The sequence below is a fragment of the Rhodococcus sp. AZ1 genome (assembly GCF_054979605.1).
The window spans coordinates 15592-39807 of the sequence record NZ_JBUEQF010000009.1 but is presented as its reverse complement, the minus strand read 5'-3'; the positions used below and the strand labels follow the sequence as shown (position 1 = coordinate 39807).

Annotated in this window: 20 protein-coding genes; 15 read left to right on the top strand and 5 right to left on the bottom strand. The window is 70.7% G+C overall.

From position 1 onward, the window contains the following. Positions 1-60: 60 nt before the first annotated feature. Positions 61-1476 (top strand): type VII secretion protein EccB, encoded by a 1416-nt coding sequence (gene eccB / locus ACY48E_RS12445; protein WP_462872512.1) that lies wholly within the window; start codon positions 61-63, stop codon positions 1474-1476. Here the strand turns inward: eccB and mycP are convergent. Beyond that, complete coding sequence (gene mycP / locus ACY48E_RS12440; RefSeq protein WP_462872638.1) at positions 1385-2818, bottom strand: type VII secretion-associated serine protease mycosin; 1434 nt, start codon at positions 2816-2818, stop codon at positions 1385-1387. The genes eccB and mycP overlap by 92 nt on opposite strands. After that, positions 2818-4143 carry a type VII secretion integral membrane protein EccD gene (eccD, locus tag ACY48E_RS12435; protein WP_462872511.1) on the bottom strand — a complete coding sequence of 442 codons (1326 nt, stop codon included), beginning with the start codon at positions 4141-4143 and terminating at the stop codon, positions 2818-2820. The genes mycP and eccD overlap by 1 nt, the downstream gene beginning before the upstream one ends. Before the next feature lie 300 nt (positions 4144-4443). On the opposite strand from eccD, the gene eccCa reads away from it, so the two are divergent. Further along, a complete protein-coding gene (gene eccCa, locus ACY48E_RS12430) occupies positions 4444-8517 on the top strand; it encodes a type VII secretion protein EccCa (RefSeq protein ID WP_462872510.1) in 4074 nt (1357 codons plus the stop codon). After that, positions 8514-9935, top strand: a complete 1422-nt coding sequence (locus ACY48E_RS12425; RefSeq protein ID WP_462872509.1) for a type VII secretion-associated protein — start codon at positions 8514-8516, stop codon at positions 9933-9935. Before eccCa ends, ACY48E_RS12425 begins: the two co-directional genes overlap by 4 nt. Before the next feature lie 43 nt (positions 9936-9978). On the opposite strand, the gene ACY48E_RS12420 is transcribed toward ACY48E_RS12425, so the two are convergent. After that, positions 9979-11355, bottom strand: coding sequence for a wax ester/triacylglycerol synthase domain-containing protein (locus ACY48E_RS12420; RefSeq protein ID WP_462872508.1), 1377 nt, complete (start codon positions 11353-11355; stop codon positions 9979-9981). A gap of 218 nt (positions 11356-11573) precedes the next feature. Between ACY48E_RS12420 and ACY48E_RS12415 the strand changes: the two genes are divergently transcribed. The 5 genes from ACY48E_RS12415 (at position 11574) to glmM (ending at position 14979) form a co-directional block, all read left to right on the top strand. Continuing rightward, entirely contained in the window at positions 11574-11885 is a 312-nt protein-coding gene (locus ACY48E_RS12415; protein ID WP_462872507.1) for a WXG100 family type VII secretion target, read from the top strand. Between the two features lie 12 nt (positions 11886-11897). Further along, positions 11898-12176, top strand: coding sequence for a WXG100 family type VII secretion target (locus ACY48E_RS12410; protein WP_462872506.1), 279 nt, complete (start codon positions 11898-11900; stop codon positions 12174-12176). 259 nt (positions 12177-12435) lie between these two features. Continuing rightward, on the top strand, positions 12436-12879 hold the full coding sequence (gene rplM / locus ACY48E_RS12405) for a 50S ribosomal protein L13 (protein WP_462872505.1): 444 nt from the start codon (positions 12436-12438) through the stop codon (positions 12877-12879). Positions 12880-12926: 47 nt separating this feature from the next. Next, positions 12927-13415 carry a 30S ribosomal protein S9 gene (gene rpsI, locus ACY48E_RS12400; RefSeq protein WP_462872637.1) on the top strand — a complete coding sequence of 163 codons (489 nt, stop codon included), beginning with the start codon at positions 12927-12929 and terminating at the stop codon, positions 13413-13415. Positions 13416-13584: 169 nt separating this feature from the next. Further along, on the top strand, positions 13585-14979 hold the full coding sequence (gene glmM / locus ACY48E_RS12395; protein ID WP_462872635.1) for a phosphoglucosamine mutase: 1395 nt from the start codon (positions 13585-13587) through the stop codon (positions 14977-14979). Here the strand turns inward: glmM and ACY48E_RS12390 are convergent. Continuing rightward, entirely contained in the window at positions 14960-16000 is a 1041-nt protein-coding gene (locus tag ACY48E_RS12390; protein ID WP_462872504.1) for an LLM class F420-dependent oxidoreductase, read from the bottom strand. The genes glmM and ACY48E_RS12390 overlap by 20 nt on opposite strands. Positions 16001-16117: 117 nt before the next feature. On the opposite strand from ACY48E_RS12390, the gene ACY48E_RS12385 reads away from it, so the two are divergent. Then, positions 16118-16384 (top strand): hypothetical protein, encoded by a 267-nt coding sequence (locus tag ACY48E_RS12385; RefSeq protein WP_462872503.1) that lies wholly within the window; start codon positions 16118-16120, stop codon positions 16382-16384. Beyond that, entirely contained in the window at positions 16381-17073 is a 693-nt protein-coding gene (locus ACY48E_RS12380; protein WP_462872502.1) for a hypothetical protein, read from the top strand. The genes ACY48E_RS12385 and ACY48E_RS12380 overlap by 4 nt, the downstream gene beginning before the upstream one ends. A 136-nt stretch (positions 17074-17209) precedes the next feature. Here ACY48E_RS12380 and ACY48E_RS12375 read toward each other — a convergent pair whose 3' ends face one another. Next, on the bottom strand, positions 17210-18121 hold the full coding sequence (locus ACY48E_RS12375) for a dienelactone hydrolase family protein (RefSeq protein WP_462872501.1): 912 nt from the start codon (positions 18119-18121) through the stop codon (positions 17210-17212). A 57-nt stretch (positions 18122-18178) separates the two neighbouring features. On the opposite strand from ACY48E_RS12375, the gene glmS reads away from it, so the two are divergent. From glmS to tsaE, 5 genes are read left to right on the top strand one after another with little or no spacing between them, the layout of a single operon-like run. Then, entirely contained in the window at positions 18179-20035 is a 1857-nt protein-coding gene (gene glmS / locus ACY48E_RS12370) for a glutamine--fructose-6-phosphate transaminase (isomerizing) (protein ID WP_462872500.1), read from the top strand. Between the two features lie 34 nt (positions 20036-20069). Beyond that, on the top strand, positions 20070-21527 hold the full coding sequence (locus tag ACY48E_RS12365; RefSeq protein ID WP_462872499.1) for an NAD(P)H-hydrate dehydratase: 1458 nt from the start codon (positions 20070-20072) through the stop codon (positions 21525-21527). Beyond that, on the top strand, positions 21506-22657 hold the full coding sequence (gene alr / locus ACY48E_RS12360; RefSeq protein ID WP_462872498.1) for an alanine racemase: 1152 nt from the start codon (positions 21506-21508) through the stop codon (positions 22655-22657). Before ACY48E_RS12365 ends, alr begins: the two co-directional genes overlap by 22 nt. Further along, on the top strand, positions 22654-23724 hold the full coding sequence (locus tag ACY48E_RS12355) for an alpha/beta fold hydrolase (protein WP_462872497.1): 1071 nt from the start codon (positions 22654-22656) through the stop codon (positions 23722-23724). Before alr ends, ACY48E_RS12355 begins: the two co-directional genes overlap by 4 nt. A gap of 19 nt (positions 23725-23743) precedes the next feature. Next, positions 23744-24208: a tRNA (adenosine(37)-N6)-threonylcarbamoyltransferase complex ATPase subunit type 1 TsaE gene (gene tsaE, locus ACY48E_RS12350; protein ID WP_462872496.1), complete on the top strand. Its 465-nt coding sequence runs from the start codon at positions 23744-23746 to the stop codon at positions 24206-24208. Positions 24209-24216 lie beyond the last annotated feature (8 nt).

The following is a 24216-nucleotide window of genomic DNA, read 5'->3' as shown; positions in this document are numbered from 1 at the left end:
TCGGCGAGGGGATCGGCGGGGGGCGCAGAAGTGGGATCGACACCGACGACGAAGTGGCAGGTGGGCGGACATCGCTTCCTCCTGCGGCGGCTCGAGCACGCCCTGGTGCGACGCGACGTGCGCATGCTCGACGACCCGATGCGCGCCCGTTCGCGCGCCCTCGTGGCCGGTGCGGCTCTGAGTGCCGTCGGGCTCGCCGGGTGCGCGGTGCTGGCCTTCCTGCGACCGGCGGGGGCGATCGGCGACGCGTCCATCGTGGTGGGCGCCGACTCGGGCGCGATGTACGTGGTCGATCAGGGAACGGTGCACCCGGTGACGGGTCTGTCGTCCGCCCGGCTGGTGCTCGGCCGCGCCGATCGGCCGGTGACGGTGTCCGAGCGTTCGCTGACCACGCGTCCGCGCGGACCCCTGGTGGGCATCACCGGCGCTCCCGACACCGTGCCCGTGGATCCGGCGCCCACGCGGAGAACGTGGTCGGTGTGCGACACGGGGTCGGGGTCGGCGTCCGGCACGACGACCGTCGTGGTCTCCGATTCGCCTGCGGCGCAGCCGTTCCTCGGCGGTGAGGCAGCGCTGTGGACGCGCGCGGGGCGTACCTACCTGGTGTACGACGGGGTTCGCGCCGCGATCGACCTCACCGACGTCGCGGTGACGCGGGCACTCGGGATCGACGGGGCGCGTCCCCGCGAGGTGGCCGCCGGGGTGGTGGATGCACTGCCCGAGGTGCCGGCCCTGACCGCCCCCGTGGTGCCGGGAGCAGGCGAGGCCACTGCCTACGATCTCTCGCCTCGCGGCGGGCGGGCCTACACCGTGGGTTCGGTGGTCGCCGTGGATGTGGGAGGTCGAATCCAGCACTACGTGGCGCTGCGGGACGGTGTTCAACCCGTCAGTGATGCCACCGCACAGTTGCTCCGGTTCGCCGACTCGCAGGGCTCGGTTGCCGCGGACGTCCTGACTCCGGACGCGTTGGCCGCTGCGCCGCGCACACCGAACCCGCTGCCGGTGAACACCTTTCCGGATTCGATCCCGGTTCTTCGCGGCGGCGACGCGGTGGTGTGCGTGTCCGTCGTGGGCGCCCCCGACACCCCGGAGGTCACCATCTCGAGCGGCCCGGCCGTGATCGGGCCGCGTGGCGTCTCGGCGGTGGTCCCGGTCGCCGCCGACGGGCCGGGCGACGGTGTCGACGCGGTGATGATGGCGCCGGGTCTCGGTGAATTCGTCACTGCGGCCGGCCCCACGGCCACCGTCGGTGCCCAGTTCTACGTGGCCGACACCGGCGTCCGCTACGGGGTACCCGACGTCGACTCCGCTCGTGCCCTCGACCTTTCCCAACCTGCCACCGCGCCGTGGTCGATCGTGCGGCTGCTACCGGCCGGTCCCGTTCTCAGTCGAGCGAGTGCGCGCGTGGCGCACGACGGGGTGAACGCCGATCGGGCGGGTGCATCGATGCCGGGCGAGTCGACGCCGGGCGGCTGATCCAGCACACCAGCGCCGCGACCAGCGCCGCTACGCCCACCCCGGCCAGCGCGATGCTGCGAGGTCGGGTGTCGACCGGCGGGGCCGAACGTTCCGCGGGGAGCGCGACCGGCGCCGCGGCGTCGATCGGTGAGTTGCTGGGCGGTCCGTCCAGCACGCTCGTCACCGCCGCGACCGGGTCGACGACACCGTGACCGACCAGCGGGTTCCACCCCTGCGCAGGTGAATGGGCCGTGGTCTCGATGCGGGAGATGACCTGCGCTGCGGTCAGATCGGGGTACCGGGCGCGCACGAGAGCGGCCGTGGCCGACACCAGGGGTACCGCGAACGACGTCCCGTCCAGTGGCACCGCCGCCCCGCCGGGGCCCTCGGTGCCCAAGATCAGGCCGGACCCGATCGGGCCGAGTGAGGTCATCGCGCGACCGGGCGCCGCCACGTCGACCCAGGGACCGCCGAGGGTGAACGGCGAGGCGGTACCGTCCGGCTCCACCGACCCGACGGTGAGGACGTAGTCGTCGAACCATGCGGGGGAGGCCACGGTGATCACGGAGTTCCACGGGTCGGCATAGGGGTGCGCCGGGTCGGGAGCGGGATTCTGCTCGCGGCACTGCGCGCCTCCGACATTGCCTGCGGCAGCAACGATCACGGCGTCCTTGACGGTGGCGGCGTACTGGACCGCCGCGCCCAGCGGGCCGTCGCCGAGCCCGGCGGCAGCGCTACCGCACGCCACCTCGGAAATGTTGATCACGCCCGCTCCCGCGTCGGCGGCGCGGCGAATTGCGCGTGCGAGGGTGAGCACGGTGCCGTATCCGGGGGAGTTGGCCGCTTCCGGCTCGGCGTCCTCTTCGCGGGTGGGTCGAGCGGAGAACGCCCCGCTCGATTGCCGAATCGAGAGGATGGCGGCGTCGGGCGCGCCACCGGAGAAGCCGCTGCCGGGGATCGCGCGCGCGGCGATCAGGCCCGCGACGGCGGTGCCGTGCGCATCGCAGTCGTCGAGTCCGGTCGAGTACGAGACGTAGTCGCCACCGCCGGTGAGCTGCGGTAACCGTGGATGCTCGGCCACTCCGGTGTCGATGACGGCCACGGTCTGGCCTCGACCGGTGGTCAGGGGCCAGACGGCGGGGAAGTTCAGCGAGGTGATCCAGTACGGCGGCTCGGGTGAATCAGGTGCCGGAACGGCAATCGAGCACTGCGTGCGCTGCTCGGTGGCATCCGGCGGTGTCGGCGAACTGGCTCGTGGCAGTAAGGCTGGGTCGATCACCGGGTCGGCTGCGGCCGGGTGCACGCACCACGCCGCGAGCAGCAGGACGGCGGCTACGAGTGCTGCTCCGCGCGTGGCGATCACAGGCCGCGGACGGTCGCGAACAGGTCGAGCGTCCACACCAGGAGCGGTACCAGCGCGGCAATGAGCACGTACTCGGCGATGTCCCCGGCGCGTCGTTGCACGGGGGTCCACCGGCGCGCCGACGATCCCAGCCCGGCCGCGAGCGCCACCAGTGCGGTGAGAGCCATGCCCGCGATCGCGACCGCCGCCCGATCCGGTGCGGCGATGCCGATGACCGTGAACACCGCCACGGCGGTTGCTGCGCCGGCACCGATCTGCACCACCGCTCGAGTTCGGTCGACGTGCGTGCGCCCACGTAGGGCCAGCACCGCGGCGATCACCAAGGCGTACGCGGTGGCAGGAATGGACACCACCCCGTGTGTGGGCGTCGCGGTCACCACCGCACCGAGTGCACTGGTCGCGGACAACCCGCTCACCCATCCGGTGAGGTACTCCTGCGCTCGCGCAGTCCGTGCGCGCACCACCGCGTAGGACCGGTCGTGATCGGGCGTGGTGAACTCGGGTCCATCGGCCTCGGGTACCGCCAGGCGAGCCTGCGCCAGAGCGATGCGCGGCGCCACGCTCAGCAGCGCGATCCCCAGGCCCGCACCCACCGCGGCGACATCGCGCGCCGATCCGGCCGCACCGTCGCCGCCGACGACCGTGCTCCACAGGGCCGCGGCCGCGACGGCCCCCGCACCGCAGGTCAGAGCAGTCAGAGTCGAGCGCCACCGCCGGGCGGGTGCGGCGCTGATCACGCCACCCGCGGCCACCAGCGCCGCCGCCAGCAGAATGTCCGGTGCTCCGCGACCGGGAACGAACTGGGTACCCGCAGCGGCCAGCAGCGGGGCGGCCGCGACGACCGGGGCGAGTGCGCGCACCCGGAGCCCGAGTGCGATCAGGGCGGCGCCGACGGCCAGCGCACCCACGCCGACGCCGACGTGGTCGGGCACTCTCCACGCGATCAGCGCCGCCGCGGCGATGCTCGCCACCACGGCGGCGACGCTGCCGAGCAGTCGAGCGGTGTCCGACGTGAACTCCGCCTCCCGCGCCGACTCGGACACCGAGAACGGGACGTCGTCGAAGAGCGGGGTGGGCAGAACCGCATCCGCGTCGTGGAGCAGCAGGAGATCGCCGTCGCGAATCCCGTTCTCGAGCAACGATCGTGCGCCGTCGAGCGGTGCCCCGGACGGTCCGGCGAGAACGGACGGACGTGTGTGCTCGACCGAGCCCGGCCGGTGGTGTTGGTCGATCACCGCCACGATGGCCGGCAGTACCGAGACCAGCGCCACGGTGGCGGGCACCGTGAGGTCCACCTCCACCGCGTCGGCGACCACCGTCACCCGAACCACATGGCCGGCAACGGGATGCGACTGGGTAATCGGTGACCGGGTGATCGGTGACTGGGTAATCGGTGACCGGGTGATGGGTGACTGGGTCATGATCGAAGGCCCCCCGAACTGCTCGTCGTGCGCACCGCCCCCCGGCGGTCGACTCGCCGAGCACTGTACGGGAGGGTCCCGACACACCGCCCGGTGTCGCGATGTCGGGGACCCGGGTTACGGTCCTGGCAGGTCCACCGGCTGCAACCGGCCTGGGCGAGGTGTGGGGTGAACGAGGGGTTCGGGGGGACCGTGACACAGGTGGAGAGCTCGACACAGGTGGAGAGCTCGGTGGCGGGTCCGGTGGAGAGCTCGCTGGGGTTCGCGCGCGCACCACGCGTGCCTGCGCCACGGGTACCGGGCGGCGATCTGGTGATCGAGGCGCCTCCGGAGGTGCCCAGGATCGTGCCGGGCAACATCGCGCTCAAGTTGCTCCCGCTGGTCATGGTGGCGTCGATGGTGGGCATGGTCGCGCTGATGTTCACCAGCGGCGCCGCGGCCAACCCGATGACGCTGATGTTCCCCGCGATGATGGTGGTCTCGATGCTGGGGATGTTCCTCGGCGGTGGGCGAGGGCAGGGCGCGCGTGGAGCCGAGATCGACGAGTCACGCAAGGACTACCTCGCCTACCTCGACCGGTTGCGATCCGAGGTGTCCGAGACCTCGGCCGCGCAGCGATCGGCGCTGCTGTTCGCCCATCCGCCTCCGGAGACCCTGTGGACGTTCGCGGGCACGGACCGGATGTGGGAGCGCAGTCCCGGCGACCCCGATTTCGCCCAGGTTCGGATCGGGGTCGGCGATCAGCGGCTGGCCACGCGCCTGGTGGCCCCCGAGACGGGCCCGCTCGAGACCCTCGAACCGGTGTCGGCGGCGTCGCTGCGGGCGTTCGTGCGCACGCGCTCGGTGGTGCCGGACCTGCCCACCGCACTGTCGTTACGCGGGTTCGCCGCGATTGCCATCGACGGGGAGCGTGGCGCGGTCCGAGCTCTCGCTCGCGCGATGATCGCGCAGCTGTGCACCTTCCACGCACCTTCCGATCTTGCCGTCGTCGTCGTCGCGGGGACCGGGGCGCAGGAACAGTGGGAGTGGATCAAGTGGCTCCCGCACGCGCGGGTCGCGGGCAGGATCGATGGGGCCGGCCACGGACGGGCCTGGTACACCACGCTCGGCGAGGCCACGGCGGACCTGGCCGAGCGCACGCGATCGCGGGGCCCCTTCGCAAAGAACCACCCAGCTGTGGTCGGCGTGCCCCATCTGGTGGTCGTCGTGGACGGCACCCCCGCCGACGCTGCCCGGTCGTCGACACCGGACGTGCGCCCGGCCTGGTTGTCCACGGGGTGCGAGTCGACCACGGTGGTCGACCTCGCGGACGTCGCGGTCGATCTCGTTGCCGCGCAGGGAATCCGATTGGTCCTCGAGGGCGATTCGCTCGGCGCCGACAGCGCCGCCGGAGTGGAGGTCTTCGGTAGCGCCGACGGCCTCGATGCCCGGCGCGCGCTGGCCTTCGCGCGGGTGATGGCGCGATACCGTTCGGTCGATCACGCCGGTTCGGTCGACGAGGTCCGTCTGGAGAACTCCGCGCCGTGGAATCGGTTGGTGGGCATCGACGATCCGGGTGCCATCGCGCCCGGTCTCGCCTGGCGTTCGCGTGGTGGCCGCGACCGGCTGCGTGTGCCCATCGGGGTCGCCGCCGACGGTACGGCCGTCGAGCTCGACCTCAAGGAGGCCGCCGAAGGTGGGATGGGGCCACACGGGTTGTGCATCGGCGCGACGGGGTCCGGCAAGTCGGAGTTCCTGCGTACCCTCGTCCTCGGTCTGATCGCCACCCACTCGCCGGACACCCTCAACCTCGTCCTCGTCGACTTCAAGGGTGGGGCAACCTTTCTCGGTCTCGACGGTGCACCGCACGTGGCGGCCATCATCACCAATCTCGCGGACGAGCGGGCAATGGTCGAGCGAATGCGTGATGCGCTCGCCGGGGAGATGAATCGGCGCCAGGAACTGCTGCGCGCCGCGGGGAACTTCGCCGGTGTCTCCGACTACGAGCGGGCTCGGGCGAGCGGGCGGCCACTGGAGCCGTTACCCGCCCTGTTCGTGGTGGTGGACGAGTTCTCCGAACTGCTCACCCAGTACCCGGACTTCGCGGAACTCTTCGTCGCGATCGGCCGGCTCGGGCGATCGCTGCACATGCACCTGCTGCTCGCCAGCCAACGCCTGGACGAGGGTCGACTGCGTGGGCTGGATTCACACCTGTCGTACCGCATCGGACTCAAGACGTTCTCGGCCGCCGAGTCACGATCGGTCCTCGGCGTCACCGACGCCTACCACCTGCCGGCACGCCCGGGAGCAGGCTTCCTACGCACCGACGCCACGGATCTCGTTCGCTTCACCGCCGCCTACGTGTCGGGTCCCTATCGGCGCGCCGCCTATGGCCGTGCCCGCATCGATGCCGCGCCGCTGGCCGCGTCGTCGGTTCGTCCGTTCACCGCCGCGCCGGTCCCTCTGCCCGTCGAGTCCGTCCCGCGCCCGGCGGTGCCCAGCGATCCCACCGAACCCGAGTCGACGATTCTCGAGGCCGTGGTCGGATGCCTGCGAGGCCACGGACGGCCGGCCCACCAGGTGTGGCTCGAGCCGCTGGGCACCGCACCCACGCTCGCCGAGCTGCCCACGGCGCAACCCCGGCGCGATCGGGTGGTGCTGTCGGTGCCCGTGGGTGTGGTCGATCGACCGTTCGATCAGCGGCGCGACCCACTGATGGTCGACGTGTCCGGATCTCACGGCAACGTCGCGGTCGTCGGGGGACCGCAGTCGGGCAAGTCGATGGCTCTGCGCACCCTCATCGTCTCCCTGGCACGCGCGAATTCCGCTGCGGCCGTGCAGTTCTACTGCCTGGACTTCGGTGGCGGCGCTCTGGCCGGGCTGGATGAACTTCCGCACGTCGGATCGGTGGCCACTCGACTGGACGCCGACCGGGTTCGGCGGACCGTCGCCGAGACCACTGCCCTGATCCGGCGGCGCGAGTCGCTGTTCCGGACTCGCGGTATCGAGTCGATGGCGCAGTACCGCGAACTGCGTGCGGTCGCGGCCGGTCCCGGCTACGAGGATCCATACGGCGACGAGGACCCACACGGCCACGTGTTCCTGGTGATCGACGGATGGAGCGTGGTTCGCTCGGACTTCGAGTCCCTCGAGCCGGTGATCTCCCGCATCGCCTCCGAGGGTTTGTCCTTCGGCGTCCACGTGGTGATCGCCGCGTCCCGATGGGCGGAGGTGCGTCCGGCGCTGCGAGACCTGCTGGCCACTCGAATCGAGTTGAGGCTGGGTGATCCCGCGGATTCCGATGCGGGACGCTCGCGCGCGGCCAGTGTGCCCGAGCGGGCGCCCGGACGGGGCATCACTCGCGATGGTCTGCACCTGCTGATGGCGCTACCGCGTGAGGACGGCGTCGGCGGAACGGAGGGCCTCACCGCGGCCCTCGCACCGACCGTGGCCCGTGCGCTCGCGATCGAGCCCGAGGTTCGCGCCCCCGCGGTTCGGCTGCTGCCCAACCTCGTTCGTGCCGCCGACCTCGCCGCGCCGGTCGATGCCGCGTCTTCGCCGAGTCCGGCGGGGCGTCGTGTTCTCATCGGCGTCGACGAGAGCGAACTCGCTCCGGTCCTGCTCGACTTCGACGAGAGCGCCCACCTGCTGGTGTTCGGCGACGGGGGATGCGGGAAGACGTCGGTGCTGCGCACCGTGTGCGACGGACTCGTCGGGTCGGGGTCACCGCGGGAGATCAAGATCGTGCTCGCCGACTACCGCCGCACGATGCTCGGTGCTGTGCCGCAGGAGTACCTCGGCGGATACGCGTCCACGTCGACGTTGCTGACCACGATGCTCACAGAACTGGCCACGGTGCTGCGCGGTCGGCTCCCCGGTCCCGAGACCACCAGCGAACAATTGCGCGCCCGGTCGTGGTGGACCGGTCCCGAGGTGTTCGTCGTGGTCGACGACTACGACCTGGTGGCCACGTCGTCGAGCAACCCGGTGACGGCGATCGTCGAGTTCCTTCCGCAGGCGCGCGATGTGGGTCTGCACCTGATCGTGGCGCGGCGCAGCGGCGGAGCGGCGCGCGCGCTCTTCGACCCGGTGCTCTCGCGGGTGAAGGATCTCGGTTCGAGCGCACTGCTGATGAGCGGAGATCGCGACGAGGGCCCGCTCGTCGGGTCGGTGCGTCCGAGCGAGCAGCCGCCCGGCCGCGGCATTCTGGTTCGCCGTGGGCGCTCGGATCTGATTCAGACGGCCTTGGTGACCGAGCCCGAACCGTCGGCGTCCGCACCCCGGGACCCGTCGTGACCGCCGTGGTGATGCACCTCGGTCCGCGCGAGATCGTCTGTGCGCGTGGACCCGAGGTCACGCGCACCGCCAACGTGATCGCTGTCGCGCAGGGTCGGGTGGAGGTGGGCGTGCGCGCCGCCGAGGCAGCGGACTCGGGCGCGCCGCACGTGGTGGACGTGCGCGAATGGATCGATGACGACACCGTGGTGCTCGGCGGTGTCGAGGTGTCGGTTCATCGGGCCATGGCCGACCTGTTCGTCCATGCCGTGCTCGTGGGCGGCCCCGGGGCATCGGTGCTGACGGTGGTTCATCCGCCGCACTGGGGTACGCCGCGTCGCAACGCCCTGCATGCGGCCGCACGGCTCGCCGCCCCGGAGGTGGTTCTGCTCGACACTGCCGCAGTGGCGTACCACGCTGTGCACCAACGGTATTCGGACAGATACGCGGGATTCCGTGGTGCGTCGACACGCCCGGTGATGGTGGCCGAGATCGGTCACCGAGATGTCGTGGTGGCGTCCGTCGACGCCACCGGCACCCTCGCGACCCGACTGCTGACCGCGTCATCGCCACCACCGGTGTGGTCGGCCGCGATCGCCGAACTCGGCGGCGGCACCGTGCTCGTCGCACACGGGCTGGTGGAGGCGGTGGAACTGCCGACCGAGATCACCGACATCGTGATCTCCGGAACCGATATCGCACAATCGGTGTCCCCGCGCCCGGTGTCGCCGCGCCCGCTGCCTCGCACATCACGCACCCCGTCGCTCCAACCCGCTCCGAGCGGTGCAACCGTCGTTCCCGCGCGTGCGGCATGGTTGAGCAACGTCGAGGTTCACCCTGAACCGTCGCGCTTCCCAGGGCGATCCCGCGCCGCGCTGTACGCCGCCGCGGTGGTTCTCGTTGCTGCGGTCGGTGCCGGGGTGTGGGTGGGGACCCGGAGCACCACGATCCCGGCGCCACCGGTGCCGACCGTCGCGGCGGCTCCACCAGCGAGCCCCGGCCCGGTGCCCCCGCCCCCACCGCCTCCGAACTATCTGACCGTGGGCCGCACGACCGTGGTCGTTCCCCCGGGATGGACGGCTCAGACCGGTGACACGCGCGTCGCCATCACTCCGGACGACGGGTCGATGATGCGGATCACCGTGGTCTCGCGGGAGTTGGCGGACGGCGTGGTCACCGCCGACGTGATCGAGTCGTTGCGGCGCCAGTTCGCCGAGGGGGAGGCCACCTTCGGCGATCTGCGCACCGATTCGCTCGTGGCGGGGCGTCCCGGGATCACCTACGTGGAGCGGCCCGGCGACGGGTCGGTGGTGCAGTGGTCGGTGATGGTTGCCTCCGGGCTGCAGGCGAGTGTGGGGTGTCAGGCCGATCCCGAGCTGGTCGAGGTTCTCGCGCCGGTGTGCGCGAACCTCGTGGACTCGGTCGACATCGAAACCTGATCCGCCGGGTGTCACCGGTGGCCTCATGCGACCTATCGATGTACTACGCGAATCGGACGGAACCGCGCCCCGATCCGCGGAGCCGGAACACCTCGTCCACTGCTTCGCGTAGGTAGTCCTGGTAGCGATCGAGGTCCACCGCGTCGGGCGACGCGAGCACGCTCAGAGTCAGCAACTCACCGGCGCCGTAGAGGCCGTGGCCGATCGCGACGCGCTCGGACAACGTGGGAAAACCGGCGATCAGGGCGAGCGGTGCGTCCCCGACGGCGAGGTTGCCGTCGCCGCAGCGCAGGCTCGTGAACGAGGTGTGCACGCCAGGGTGGCCGCCGCTGCTCGATGCCGCCGCAGCCAGGCGCAGCAGGGGCAGCGGCACCGATTCCGACACTCGGTACTGACGGACCGTGCGCACGTCGGCGAGCCGGTCGCGTTCGGCGCGCAGCGACGCCCCGATCGCCAGCGCACGTCCGGGTAGATCGTCCATCGGAGTGAGCGGGACGATCGCGGGCAGAAACGCGTTCTCCCCGCGCCAGGGGGCGTCCGCGCCCACCGCCACGGTCACGTGTGCGGTCAGAGACGTCGGGTCCTCGCCCTCGTCGCGGGCATACCGCTCCATCGCCACCGAGATGGCGGCGAGGGCGAGCTCGGTCCTGGTGAGCGAGGCGATGCTGGTCATCGATCGGGGTCCCGAACCCACGGTGGCTCCCCCGGCGGGCACCGGCAGGACGGCCAGCGCCCGCCTGGACCCGCTGGCGGTGTTGAACACGAGAGGTTCGCCCGGCTCCGGTGGGGGCGTGGTGTGGCGCCCGCGAGCCACTGCACCGATCAGGCTCGGGACCATGCGAGCCGACCGCAGCGCCGCACCGGTGAGGGCGGCGGCGAACATGCGGGCGCGCGACGTGCCGGCCGGTGCGGCGATCGAGGCGACCATCGCGTCGTGAACGTCGACGGTTCGACCGAAGAGAGCCCGCACGAGGGCTGCGCCGCCGCCGCCGTCGGTGAGGGCATGGCTGAACCTGATCAGAACGACGGTGGCGTCGGTGTCGGCGCCCGGCACGTCCGCGATCGGTGTTGCCACGTGCACCATCCACGGTGTCTGCGAGGCGTCGAGGGCGTGCGAGCACAGCTCTGCCATGCGTGCCAGACAGCTCACCCATGAGCGGTCCTCGACGTCGAGAGCGCGGCAGGTCGTTGCCGACGGAATGCTCGAGCGCACCCATGCGGGATAGTCGAGGTCGGCGGGGCAGCGGTGGAGCGTCTTGTTCAGTGCGGCGATGCCGCTCGCGCGTGCGGTGACGTCGGCGAGTACCGCTGCGAAGGGCGGCGCATCGTCGAACGCCAGAAGAAAGTACTGATCTGTCGGGAGCCCCTCTCTCGTGGACAGCGCGAAGATCGCATCCTTCGGATCTAGGGTTCCCAGCACACTGCGACCCTAAGGACACTTCACAGTCGAGACCAGTCGAATCGGGCCGATTCGTCCGTTTCCGTATGGGTATCCGCACAATCGGCGCAGTGCGTACCGATCGCAGGTTTCCGCGAACACGATCGTGGACGCGGCGACGGAACCGATCGGGCGCGAGGTGCGTCCAACTGGGTGTGGGGGTACGTCACCGCCCGCGGAGACGAAGGGGGTAATCACGGATGAGCAGAATGAAGACATCGGCCGAGACGATGGCGCTGACCGGCTCGCGCATCGACGAGCTGACGGGGGAGATTCGAGGGCTGCTGGATCGACTGCGCGGCGAGGTGGGCGCGGTCGAGGCGAGCTGGAAGGGCTCCGCATCCGGGGCGTTCAGCGATGTCATGGGTCGATGGGACGCGAGCGCCACCAAGCTGAACGCGGCTCTGGTCTCGATCGGTGAGTCCATCACCCGCAGCGGCGTCCACTACGACAACACCGACACCGACACCACCCGTGCCATCTCCGGCGCCGGTGGTGCCCTGAGCCTGTAGAGGAGTTCGCCCATGCTGTACGACTTCGCCGCGATCGAGGCGCTCCGCCTCGAGATCGCCGCCAACCAGAGTGCCCTCAACGCCCGGCTCGACGACCTGAAGTCCGTCATCACGCCGTTGGTCGCGGACTGGGAGGGTGAGGCCGCCAGTACCTACCAGGACAAGCAGCGTCAATGGGACCTCGCCGCAGTCGAGCTGAACGCCGTGCTCGATGCGATCGGTCGTGCCGTCGACGACGGCAACCGCGACATGCAGTCCCGGGAGGCCGTCAACCGAGCGATGTTCTCCTAGTCGGAGCAGTTCTCACAACCGAGCAGAACCCACAACCGAACAGCGCATCGCCCACGAGAGGAGAGCTCGTGGGCGATCCGCGTTTTGACCCGTCACCAGCGCGGACGGTACTGTTCACGGTTGGCGTTGGGCTTCGACGTCGTCCCTCGGGTCTCCACTGGCCGCCGAGGATCACGCGCCCACCGCTCGGCCAGCAGCGACCTGCGTGAACACGCCCGCCCGTGGGCTGTGCCCGCAGCGATGAGATGAAGGAAGATCTGTGCCCACGTACAGCCCGAAGGCCGGGGACGTCACCCGCGCCTGGCACGTGATCGACGCAACCGACGTCGTTCTCGGCCGCCTCGCCGTTCAAGCAGCCACGCTGCTGCGCGGCAAGCACAAGCCCACCTACGCGCCCAACGTCGACGGCGGCGACTTCGTCGTCATCATCAACGCGGACAAGGTCGCACTCAGCGGTTCCAAGCTGACCGACAAGTACTACTACCACCACTCCGGTCATCCGGGTGGCCTGCGTGCCCGTAGCTTCGGTGAGGTTCTCGCCACCGCTCCCGATCGCCTGGTCGAGCGCGCGGTCAAGGGCATGATCCCCAAGAACAAGCTGGGCAGCGCAATCGCATCGAAGCTCAAGGTCTACGCCGGCCCGGATCACCCGCATGCCGCGCAGAAGCCCGTTCCGTTCGAGATCAAGCAGGTGTCCCAGTGACGACACCGGAGGAGAATGTCGTGTCGGTCGACGAAACGTCGGACGTGATCACCGAAGAGATCGTCGAGGACGACGCCGAGTACGCCGCGGACGAGCCGGTTGCCACCGAGTCTGCCGCTGCGCCCGCAGCCCCCGTCGTCTTCCCCACCGACCGCCCGGTGCAGACCGTGGGTCGTCGTAAGGAAGCCGTGGTCCGCGTGCGTCTGAGCCCCGGTTCGGGTGGATTCACGCTGAACGGACGCACACTCGAGGACTACTTCCCGAACAAGGTGCACCAGCAGCTCATCAAGTCCCCCTTCGTGCTCGTCGATCGCAGCGAGCAGTTCGACGTCGTCGCGCTGCTGCACGGCGGCGGTCCGTCGGGACAGGCCGGCGCGCTGCGTCTGGCCATTGCGCGTGCGCTCATCGAGGTCACCGCGGATGATCGCCCGGCCCTGAAGAAGGCCGGATTCCTCACCCGTGACCCGCGCGCCGTCGAGCGCAAGAAGTACGGCCTGAAGAAGGCGCGTAAGGCTTCGCAGTACTCGAAGCGCTGATCGCGCACATTTCGATCCGGGGCGGGCGCTCCGGCAGTTCCGACGCGAACTGTCGTGGGCGCCCGCGCCGTTTTCACCGGCCACCCGCACCCGTCGTCGGAGTGCGAGCCGCCCGCAGCAGAGGGGAACTTCGTCCATCGTGACCAGTGGACCAGCGACAACCGGACAGGTGACGGCCAGACCTGCGGACTCGACGGGCACTCCCGCGTCCGCCCGCCGACTGTTCGGCACCGATGGCGTGCGTGGGCTCGCCAACAGCGATCTCACTCCCGAATTGGCTCTGGCCCTGGGCAATGCGGCGGCTCGCGTGCTCGCCCGCCCCGTGGCCGGTGCCACCACGGGCGAGGTTCGGCCCACCGCCGTCGTGGGGCGCGATCCCCGAGCGAGCGGTGAGATGCTGCAGGCCGCCGTCGTCGCCGGGATCACGGCCGCAGGTGTCGACGTGCTCGATGTGGGCGTGCTCCCGACCCCCGCGGTTGCGTACCTGACCGGCGCCTACGGCGCTGCGCTCGGCGTGATGATCTCCGCCAGCCACAACTCCATGCCCGACAACGGGATCAAGATCTTCGGTGCCGGTGGCCACAAACTCGACGACGGGTCCGAGGACGCCATCGAGAGGGCCATCGGCACGACGGGGGTGCGACCGGTGGGCAGCGGGATCGGTCGGCTCCGACCGGCCACCGACGCACTCGAGACCTACCTCGACCATCTGGGCACAGCTGTCGATACCTCACTGACATCGCTGACCGTGGTGGTGGACTGCGCGCACGGCGCGGCCTTCGAGGCTGCCCCGCGCGCCTACCGCGCCGCCGGTGCCACGGTGATCGCCATCGCCGCCGAGCCCGACGGGCTCAACATCAACGCCGAGTGCGGCTCGACCCATCTCGGCGCGCTGCAGAAGGCCGTCGTGGCCCACGGTGCAGACCTGGGGCTCGCCCACGACGGCGACGCAGACCGGTGTCTGGCCGTCGACGCTGCCGGGAACGTGGTGGACGGCGATGCCATCATGGCCGTGATCGCCCTGGCGATGGCCGAGCGGGGCGCCCTCGCCGACAACACCCTGGTGGCCACGATCATGAGCAACCTGGGTCTGCACATTGCCATGCGCGAGGCGGGAATCGTGTTGCGCACCACCGCGGTCGGCGATCGGTACGTACTCGAGGAACTGCGGCGCGGCGAGTTCGCACTCGGTGGCGAACAATCCGGACACATCGTGCTGCCCTCCCACGGCACGACGGGTGACGGCACGCTGACCGGCCTGATCCTCATGGCCCGCATGGCCGAGACCGGACGCTCGCTCGCCGACCTGGCATCGGTGATGCACGTCCTGCCGCAGGTGCTGATCAACGTCCCGGTCACCGACAAGGCCGCGGTGGCCACGGCCACCGACGTGCTCACCGCGGTCGAACTGGCGGAGAAGGAACTGGGCGACGAGGGACGGGTGCTCCTGCGTGCCTCGGGTACCGAGCAGCTGGTGCGCGTGATGGTCGAGGCGGCCGACATCGGCACCGCCGAGCGGCTCGCGGAGAACCTCGCCGCCGTCCTCAGGGCAGTAGCGCTCTGAGGGTCTCGACCACCGTCACCCGTCCGGCGGTGTCGGTGGCCAGGGGAGTGATGTTCAGCGTGGTCGCCCCGGCACCCTCGAAGGCCTTCAGGCGTTCCTTGACGTAGTCCTCGGTGCCCACCAGATTCACCGCTCGAACCAGGTCGTCGGGAACGGCAGCGGCGGCGTCCTCCTTCTTGCCGGCCAGGTAGAGGTCCTGAATCTTCTCGGCCTCCTCGGCATATCCGTAGCGCACCGCGAGGTCGTTGTAGAAGTTCTTGCCCCTGGCGCCCATGCCACCGATGTAGAGGGCCATGTGCGGCTTGATCCACGGCAGGAACTGGTCGGCGTCCGGGCCGATGGCCACGGACGGGCTGGCGTAGGTCTCGAGCGGGGGAAGGCTCGCATCGCGGGCGGCCTTTCCGCTCTCGAGCGCCTCACCCCAGACGGTGTGCGAGAGCTCGGGGTGGAAGAAGATCGGCTGCCAGCCCTCGGCGATCTCTGCGGTCAGGGCGACGTTCTTCGGGCCGATGGCCGCGATCACGATCGGGATGCGTTCGCGCACAGGGTGATTGATCAGCTTGAGCGGCTTGCCCAACCCGGTGCCCTTCTCTGCGGGAAGCGGGATCTGGTAGTACTTGCCGTCGTACTGCACCTTCTCGCGGCGCCACACCTGCCGGCAGATGTCGACGATCTCGCGGGTGCGCCCGAGCGGGGCGTCGTACTTCACGCCGTGGAAACCTTCGATCACCTGAGGACCGGACGCACCCAGCCCCAGGGTGAACCGCCCGCCGGAGACGTAGTCCAGGCCCGCCGCCGTCATCGCCATCAGCGAGGGGGTGCGGGTGTAGATCTGGAAGATTCCCGATGCGATCCCGATGGTCGAGGTCTTCGCAGCGAGGTATCCGAGCTGGCTGACCGCGTCGAACGAGTAGGCCTCCGGGATGAATGCGATGTCGAGCCCGGCTGCTTCGAGCGCACCGACCTCCGCCACCGTCTCGTCGAACCCTCCGGAATAGTTCAGCATCATTCCGATGCGCATTCGATGCTCCCTGCCTCGTGATGGGTGGCCCTGTGGTGGGTGGCCCTGTGACTGAAACTAGCAGCGCCGATCGGCCCGTCGTGGAACGCATCGCCCGCGGCGTGCGTCCAAACGGGTATGAACGGATTCGCCTGCAGCGGTGACCGCGAGGCCGCGCTGTCCGCCCTCACCGGGTGGCAGCGTGCCGCGGAGACCGTGGCACACCACCTCGACCGACTCGCCGACCCGTGCATTCCCCGTGGCGCGCGCCGACCGACCGAGCTCGCCGACGGGTGGGGGGCCATCGCCGACTTCGCGGCGAGCGTGCGGTGGTCGATCGAGCGGGACGCCGAGGTCGACGACGACCTGGCGAATCGACTGGCGCGGTTGGACTCGCTGCGGTGACCTCGCCATCGGGCACCCCGCTGGATCCGTCCGCGATCTCGGCCGACCTCGTCGAGCACGCACACGTGCTCACCCGGCGAGCCGATGAGATCGGCGCCGCCGAGGACGATCTGCGCACAGCCAGGGATGCTCTCGGGCAGGTGTGGACCGGTCCGGTGGCGGCCGCTGTGCTGGCCGCTGCGGATTCGTGGATCGCCGGCGTCCACCGGGTCGCCGAGAGCGTGTCGCTGGCGGCCGAGGACGCCGCTGCCGCGGCTGCGGCGCTCGACGCCGTCGCCGCCCGCGCCGCCGCGACTATCGACGAGGTGACGGCAGTGGACGTCGGCCGTACGCCGGAGGAGATCGCGGCCACCCTGGACGGGGCCGCACTGGCACCGGACGAGCTGCCGCTGCACACCCGTGAGGTGCTCGCGACGCTCTATCCCGACCTGATCTCGCCCACCGAGGGCGACGCGCACGCCCTGACCGACGCCTGCCGGGAGTGGGTCGACACCGTGTTGGTGCCGGCCCGGGATGCGGCCGAGCGTGCCGCGGCCGATGCCGCGGTGCTGCGCGACCACGCCATCACCGACATTCTCGAGCCTCCGGCGGTTCTCGGGCCCCCCGTGGCTCCCGAGCCTCCGGCCCCTCTCGCGGCGTCACCGCGTCCGGACACCGATCCCGTCCTCGAACGGGCGGGCGTGCTGTGACACCGGCGCAAGAGCGATACAGCTCGATCGTGGCCGAGCACGAGCGAGCTCAGGCACGTCTGTGCGAGCGCGTTCGTGCCGCAGCAGCACGCCCGGTAGCAGCACGCCCGGCGGCAGCACGTTCAGCGGAGGGGGATCAGCCGCGCAGCACTCGCGAGATCTGACGGGCCGCGCCGGCGCGGGTGGGCTCGGGAACGGGGCCGTCGGGGTCGAGGATCGTGGTGCCGGGGATCTCGACGTCGCCGGCAGAGAAGGGAGCGTACGTCGCGTCGCCGACCACACGGTGCAGCAGGAACCCCGTCACCAGTGCGCGGACTGTGCGCTGGGTCTTCTTCTCGGCTCCACCGATCCCCAGCTTCTTCAACACCGGCCTGCCCTCGAGCACGCCGTCGCGGCTCGACCGCACGATGGTGCGCAGTATCGCGTCGGGAAGCGCCCGAGTCAGTTCGAGGGGATTGGCTGCCAGCGACACCAGATCGGTCGTTCCTCCGACGACGAGGGCGGGCGCGCTGACCGCGTCCGCCACCGACTCCGCTCGCGGCGACGTCGGCGCCGGATACAGCGCGGCGAGCGCCGAGACGCTGCGCGAGCTCAGCGATCCGCATCGTGCCGCCGCCAGCACCGCGGCGCTGGCCCCCATTCCGTGTCCGACGAGGGCCCGGGTGTTCGGGTTCGCGGTGATCTCGCCGGTGCCGAGCCGCACGGTGGTGACGAGGTCGAGGGTGTCGACGAGGTCCTTCGCGAACTCCTGATGCGAGGGCACCGGCCCCGTGCGAGTCCCGGGTGCGGCGACGATGAACCCCCAGCTCGCGAGGTGACGCAGGGTGCGGTCGTACCGCTGCGGGCCGACCATCCAGCCGTGGGCGAATGCCACGGAGGGCAGCTGTGTTCCGGAGGCGGGGGTGTAGAGGACGCCGGGCACCCCGGCGAAACCGAGGTCGCCACAGAGAACTCGGTGAGGACCGGGCTTGCTCAGGGTCGAGAGCAGCTTCTTGACTGCGCCGCCGTCGGTCGCGTCGGGGCTGTCGGACTTGCGTGAGGTGGCCACCCGTGCACCGTATCGGACGTGCGGGGCTGCCCGGGGGTGCCACGTAAGCTGTCCGGCATGTGTGGAATCGTCGGGTACGTCGGCCATCGACCGGCTCTGCCCATCGTGGTGGAGGCGCTCGGGCGGATGGAGTACCGCGGCTACGACTCCGCGGGCGTGGCCGTACTCGACGGAATGGGCGGCACGGCAGTCGAGCGCAAAGCCGGCCGGCTGGCCAACCTCGAGGCGGAGTTGGACGCCGTCGGGCGTGAGCGCTTCGCCGGAACCACCGGTATGGGTCACACCCGGTGGGCCACGCACGGTCGTCCCACCGATCGCAACGCCCACCCGCACACCGACGGCCCGGTCTCGGTTGTCCACAACGGCATCATCGAGAACTTCGCCGAGCTGCGCGGCGAGCTCGAGGCCGACGGAGTCGAGTTCTCCTCCGACACCGACACCGAGGCCGCCGTGCACCTCGTTGCCCGCGCGTACGCGCAGGGGCCCACCGCGGGTGACTTCGAGGCCAGCGCGCTGTCGGTGATCGGGCGCCTCGAGGGTGCGTTCACCCTGGTCTTCACCCACGCCGACCATCCGGGCACCATCGTCGCCGCCCGGCGGTCCACCCCACTCGTGGTGGGCGTCGGCGATGGCGAGATGTTCCTCGGATCGGATGTCGCCGCGTTCATCGAGCACACTCGCGACGCCGTCGAACTCGGGCAGGACCAGGTGGTGATCATCACCGCCGACAGCTACCGCATCGTCGGGTTCGACGGTCGCGAGGCGCTCGGCACACCCTTCCGGATCGACTGGGACCTCGCGGCCGCCGAGAAGGGTGGCCACGACTACTTCATGCTCAAGGAGATTCAGGAACAGCCCGCCGCGGTCGCCGACACCCTGCTCGGGCACTTCACCAACGGGCGGATCGTGCTCGACGAGCAGCGTCTGTCCGACCAGGAACTGCGTGATGTGGACAAGGTGTTCGTGGTGGCCTGTGGCACCGCGTACCACTCCGGCCTGCTGGCCAAGTACGCCATCGAGCACTGGACGCGCCTGCCGGTGGAGGTCGAACTTGCCAGCGAGTTCCGCTACCGCGACCCCGTGCTGGACCGCTCGACCCTCGTCGTCGCCATTTCGCAGTCGGGCGAGACCGCCGACACCCTCGAAGCGGTGCGGCACGCGAAGGAGCAGAAGGCGCGGGTGTTGGCGGTGTGCAACACCAACGGCTCCCAGATCCCCCGCGAGGCCGACGCTGTGCTCTACACCCGCGCCGGACCGGAGATCGGCGTCGCGTCCACGAAGTGCTTCCTCGCTCAGGTCACGGCCAACTACCTCGTCGGTCTCGCCCTGGCGCAGGCACGCGGGACCAAGTACCCCGACGAGGTGGCGCGCGAATACCTCGACCTCGAGGCCATGCCGGCGCTGGTGGCACGCGTGCTCGACACCGTCGAGCCGGTCCGTGCGCTGGCGCGCCGACTCGCATCGTCGCCGACGGTTCTGTTCCTCGGTCGCCACGTGGGGTACCCGGTGGCCCTCGAGGGGGCTCTCAAGCTCAAGGAGCTGGCCTACATGCACGCCGAGGGGTTCGCAGCGGGCGAGCTCAAGCACGGGCCGATCGCACTCATCGAGGAGGGTCTGCCGGTCATCGTGGTGATGCCGTCGCCGAAGGGTCGCGCGGTGCTGCACTCGAAGCTGCTGAGCAACATTCGTGAGATCCAGGCCCGCGGTGCGCTCACGGTGGTCATCGCCGAGGAGGGTGACGACACCGTGCGGCCCTTCGCCGATCACCTCATCGAGATCCCGGCCGCACCGACCCTGCTGCAGCCGCTGCTCTCGACGATCCCGCTGCAGGTGTTCGCCGCCGAGGTGGCCCAGACACGCGGTTACGACGTCGACAAGCCTCGCAACCTGGCAAAGTCCGTCACCGTCGAGTAGCACCGCGGCCGCACCCGCGTGCTGCAATGGTGTGGTGCCCACGCCATTGCACACCGCCGACGAGGTGCGTAGCGCCGAGGAGCCGCTGATCGCCTCCCTGCCCGCGGGCACGCTCATGCGCCGCGCCGCGACGGGTGTGGCCGCCGTGGTCACGGCTCAGCTGCGTGAGCGCGTCGGGGCGGTGGTGGGCTCGCGCGTTCTGCTGCTCGTCGGCGCCGGGGACAACGGCGGCGACGCCCTCTGGGCGGGGGCGCTGCTCGCGCGGCGCGGGGTTGCGGTGTCGGCGATCCTGCTCGATCCGCCCCGCGCCCACCGAGCCGGGCTCGCCGCGCTGCTGCGGGCCCGCGGACGAGTGGTGGATCGGCCGGGTGATCCCGACCTGGTGATCGACGGCATCGTGGGGATCTCGGGCCGCGGCCCGCTGCGTCCCGCCGCGGCCGAGATCGTGGCCGCGCTGGCAGCAACGGCCACGCCGATCGTGTCGGTGGACCTGCCCTCGGGGGTGGACGTCGACACCGGTGCGGTGTCCGCTCCGGCGGTCCACGCACAGGTCACGGTGGCCCTCGGCGCGTTCAAGCCTGTTCATGCGCTCGCCGGGGACCGTTGTGGCACAACGGTTCTGATACCCATCGGGTTGGACCTACCACCCGCATCGATGACCGCGCTCACCGATGACGAGGTGGGTCGACTGTGGCCGGTACCGGGCGCGGACGACGACAAGTACACCCAGGGTGTGGTCGGCATCGTCGCCGGAAGCGATCGGTACCCGGGTGCGGCGGTGCTCAGCACCTCCGCCGCGGTGGCCGCCACCGCGGGCATGGTGCGCTACGTCGGGCCCTGCGCCGACGCCGTCGTCCTCGCGCATCCCGAGGTGGTGGTGGCCGATCAGCAGGCCGCGGCCGGGCGAGTGCAGGCGTGGGTGGTCGGCCCCGGCGCCGGCACCGATGCCGACGCCCACGAGCGGCTCCGGCAGGTGCTCGCGAGCACTGTGCCGGTGCTGGTGGACGCCGATGCTCTGACCCTGCTGGCAGCACACCCGCATCTGCTGGCCGGGCGCGAGGCACCGACGCTGCTGACCCCACACGATCGAGAGTTCGCCCGGCTGGCCGGGCGCCCGCCGGGCCCCGATCGCGTCGAGGCGGTGCGTGAGCTCGCAGCCCGACTGGACGCGACGGTGCTGCTCAAGGGGCGGGCCACGATCGTCGCCGAACCGGGCGGGACGGTGCTGGTCAACGACGCCGGCTCGTCATGGGCGGCCACCGCCGGGTCGGGGGACGTGCTCTCGGGTGTGGTGGGTGCGCTCCTGGCCACCGGCCTTCGCCCTGCCACCGCCGCTGCCGCCGGCGCGCGCGTGCACTCGATCGCGGCAGGTATCGCCGCCTCGGGCGCACCCACGTCCGCCTCGCACATCGCGGCGGCGCTGCCCGCGGCCGTGCGTCGCGTACGTGGACGCCGGTCGATCGAACGCCGGTGGCAGGATGGTCAACCGTGAGCCGCCCCCCGTCGACCGCATACATCGACCTGGCAGCCGTGCGCCACAACATCGGTGTGATCGCCGCTGCGGCACCGCGCAGCGAGATCATGGCCGTCGTCAAGGCCGACGGCTACAACCACGGTGCCGTCGAGGTCTCTCGCGCCGCGCTGGCAGCGGGAGCCACGGAGATCGGTGTGACCACGCTCGACGAGGCGATGGTCCTGCGTCGAGCCGGTATCGACGCGCCGATCCTCGCCTGGCTGCACAGTGTGGACACCGATTTCGATCCCGCGATCGAGCACGGCATCGAGGTCGCGGTGTCCAGCCCGGCACAGCTGCACGCCGTCGCGAAGGCTGCCGCAACTCGGGGCTCGCCCGCGACGGTTGCCCTCAAGGTCGACACCGGTCTCACCAGGAACGGGGTGTCGGCGCGCGATCTGGCTGCCACCCTCGACGCGGCGGTCGATGCCGAGCGTGATCGCACCGTCGTCGTACGCTCGATGTTCAGCCACCTCGCGTGCGCGGACGTCCCCGACCACCCGACCAACGACGTGCAGAGGGCGCGGTTCGAGGCGATCGTCGCCGATGCGCGCGCCCGCGGGCTCGACCCTGCGCGCCTGCACCTGGCGAACTCGGCGGCTGCACTGACCCGCCCCGATCTGCACTACGACATCGTCCGCCCGGGAATTGCGGTCTACGGACTGTCCCCGGCACCGCAACTCGGGACGTTCGGGCTGCGGCCGGCGATGACGGTGACCGCACGCGTGGCCTTGGTCAAGCACGTTGCCGCGGGCGACGGCGTGTCATACGGTCATCTGTGGTCCGCCCCACGCGACGGCTTCGTCGCGCTCCTGCCCGTCGGGTACGCCGACGGCATCGTGCGGGGGCTCACCGGCCGATTCGAGGTGGCCATCGGGGGCGTTCGGTATCCGGGTGTGGGACGGGTGTGCATGGATCAGGTGATGGTCGACCTGGGGTCCAACGACCACGGGGTGACCGAGGGGGACGATGCGTACTTCTTCGGTCCGGGCTCGCACGGCGAGCCACATGCCGGGGACTGGGCGGTGGCGCTGGACACCATCACCTACGAGGTGGTCGCCGGGATAGGCGGTCGAATCGGGAGAACCTACGTCGAAGGGACGCAATGAACCGCGCTTCAGTGGCCGGGATCATCGGGGGCGCCGCCAGCGTGGCGGCGATCGGCGCGGCGGCGGGACTGACCACGTTGCGGCGCACCGTCACCGCGGATGGTCCCGATCCGCTCGGCGGCGAGGATTTCACCCGCATGGACTCCGATCGGGGGTCGATCGTGACGGCGGACGACGGCGTTCCGATCGCCGTCCGTGAGGTGGGGCCCGCGTCGGCTCCGCTGACGGTGATCTTCGTGCACGGCTACTGCCTGCGCATGGAGAGTTGGCACTTCCAACGTCGTGAACTCGAACAGGAGTGGGGCGATCAGGTCCGCATGGTCTTCTACGACCAGCGCGGACACGGCCGCTCCGGTCGCGGATCGCGCAGTTCGTGCACCATCGGCAGGTTGGGAGTCGATCTCGACGCCGTCGTGCGCGCCGTGGCTCCTCGAGGTGAGGTGATCCTGGTCGGCCATTCGATGGGCGGCATGACCGTCCTCTCCGCCGCCCGGCAGTTCCCGTCGCTGTTCCACGAGCGGGTCATCGGGGTTGCGCTCCTGTCGACCACCGCCGAGGGTCTCGCGCGCGCCGGGGTGGGCCGCAACCTCGAGAACCCCGCCATCGACGCCTTCCGCCTGGCGGTGCGCACGGCGCCGGGCGCGGTGCAGTTCAGCCGCGGTCTGGTGCGCTCGTTGATCTCGCCGATCCTGCGTGCGGCGTCGTTCGGGACCGACGTCTCACCTGCCCTGGTGAAGTTCTCGGAATCGATGATCAACGGCACATCGGTGGTCACGATGGTGAACTTCCTCAAGTCCCTCGAGCTGCACGACGAGAGTGCCGCGCTGCCCGTGCTCGCCGACATACCCGCCCTCGTTCTGTGTGGCGACGACGACTGGGTGATCCCGTTCGCCAAGTCCACAGCCCTCGCCGACGGGTTGGCCATGGCGGAGATGGTCGGTGTGCGCAAGGCCGGGCACCTGGTGCAACTCGAGTTCCCGATCGAGGTCAACGAGGCCCTCGATCGGCTCGTCCGTCGCGCCCTGGGGCGCACCGACGAGTACCAGCGCCGACGGACCGTGGGCTGAGCGCAGTGAGCAGCTCACCGTGACCGTCGAGGTCGAGCTCCCCACCGCGGACGACACCGAAGCGCTGGGCGAAGCCCTGGCGGCCGAGCTCACGGCCGGGGATCTGGTGGTGCTGGACGGTCCTCTCGGCGCCGGCAAGACCGCCCTCACCCGCGGCCTCGCGCGTGGGCTCGGGGTGCAGGGGCGGGTGAGTTCGCCGACCTTCGTCATCGCCCGCACCCACCGCTCTGCAGTAGCGGACGGCCCGGGGTTGGTGCACGTGGACGCCTACCGTCTCGGACTCGGGTCGGGGGTATCGCCGCTCGACGAACTCGACGCCCTCGACCTCGACTCCGCCCTCGCTGATTCGGTCGTGGTGGTGGAATGGGGTGAGGGACTGGCCGAAGCTCTCACCGAACGCCACCTGTCGGTGCAGCTGCGTCGCCGGCCGGACTCCGACGTGCGCACCGCGCGCTGGCGCTGGGTGGGGGCCGCCGGTCACTAGCGGGGTAG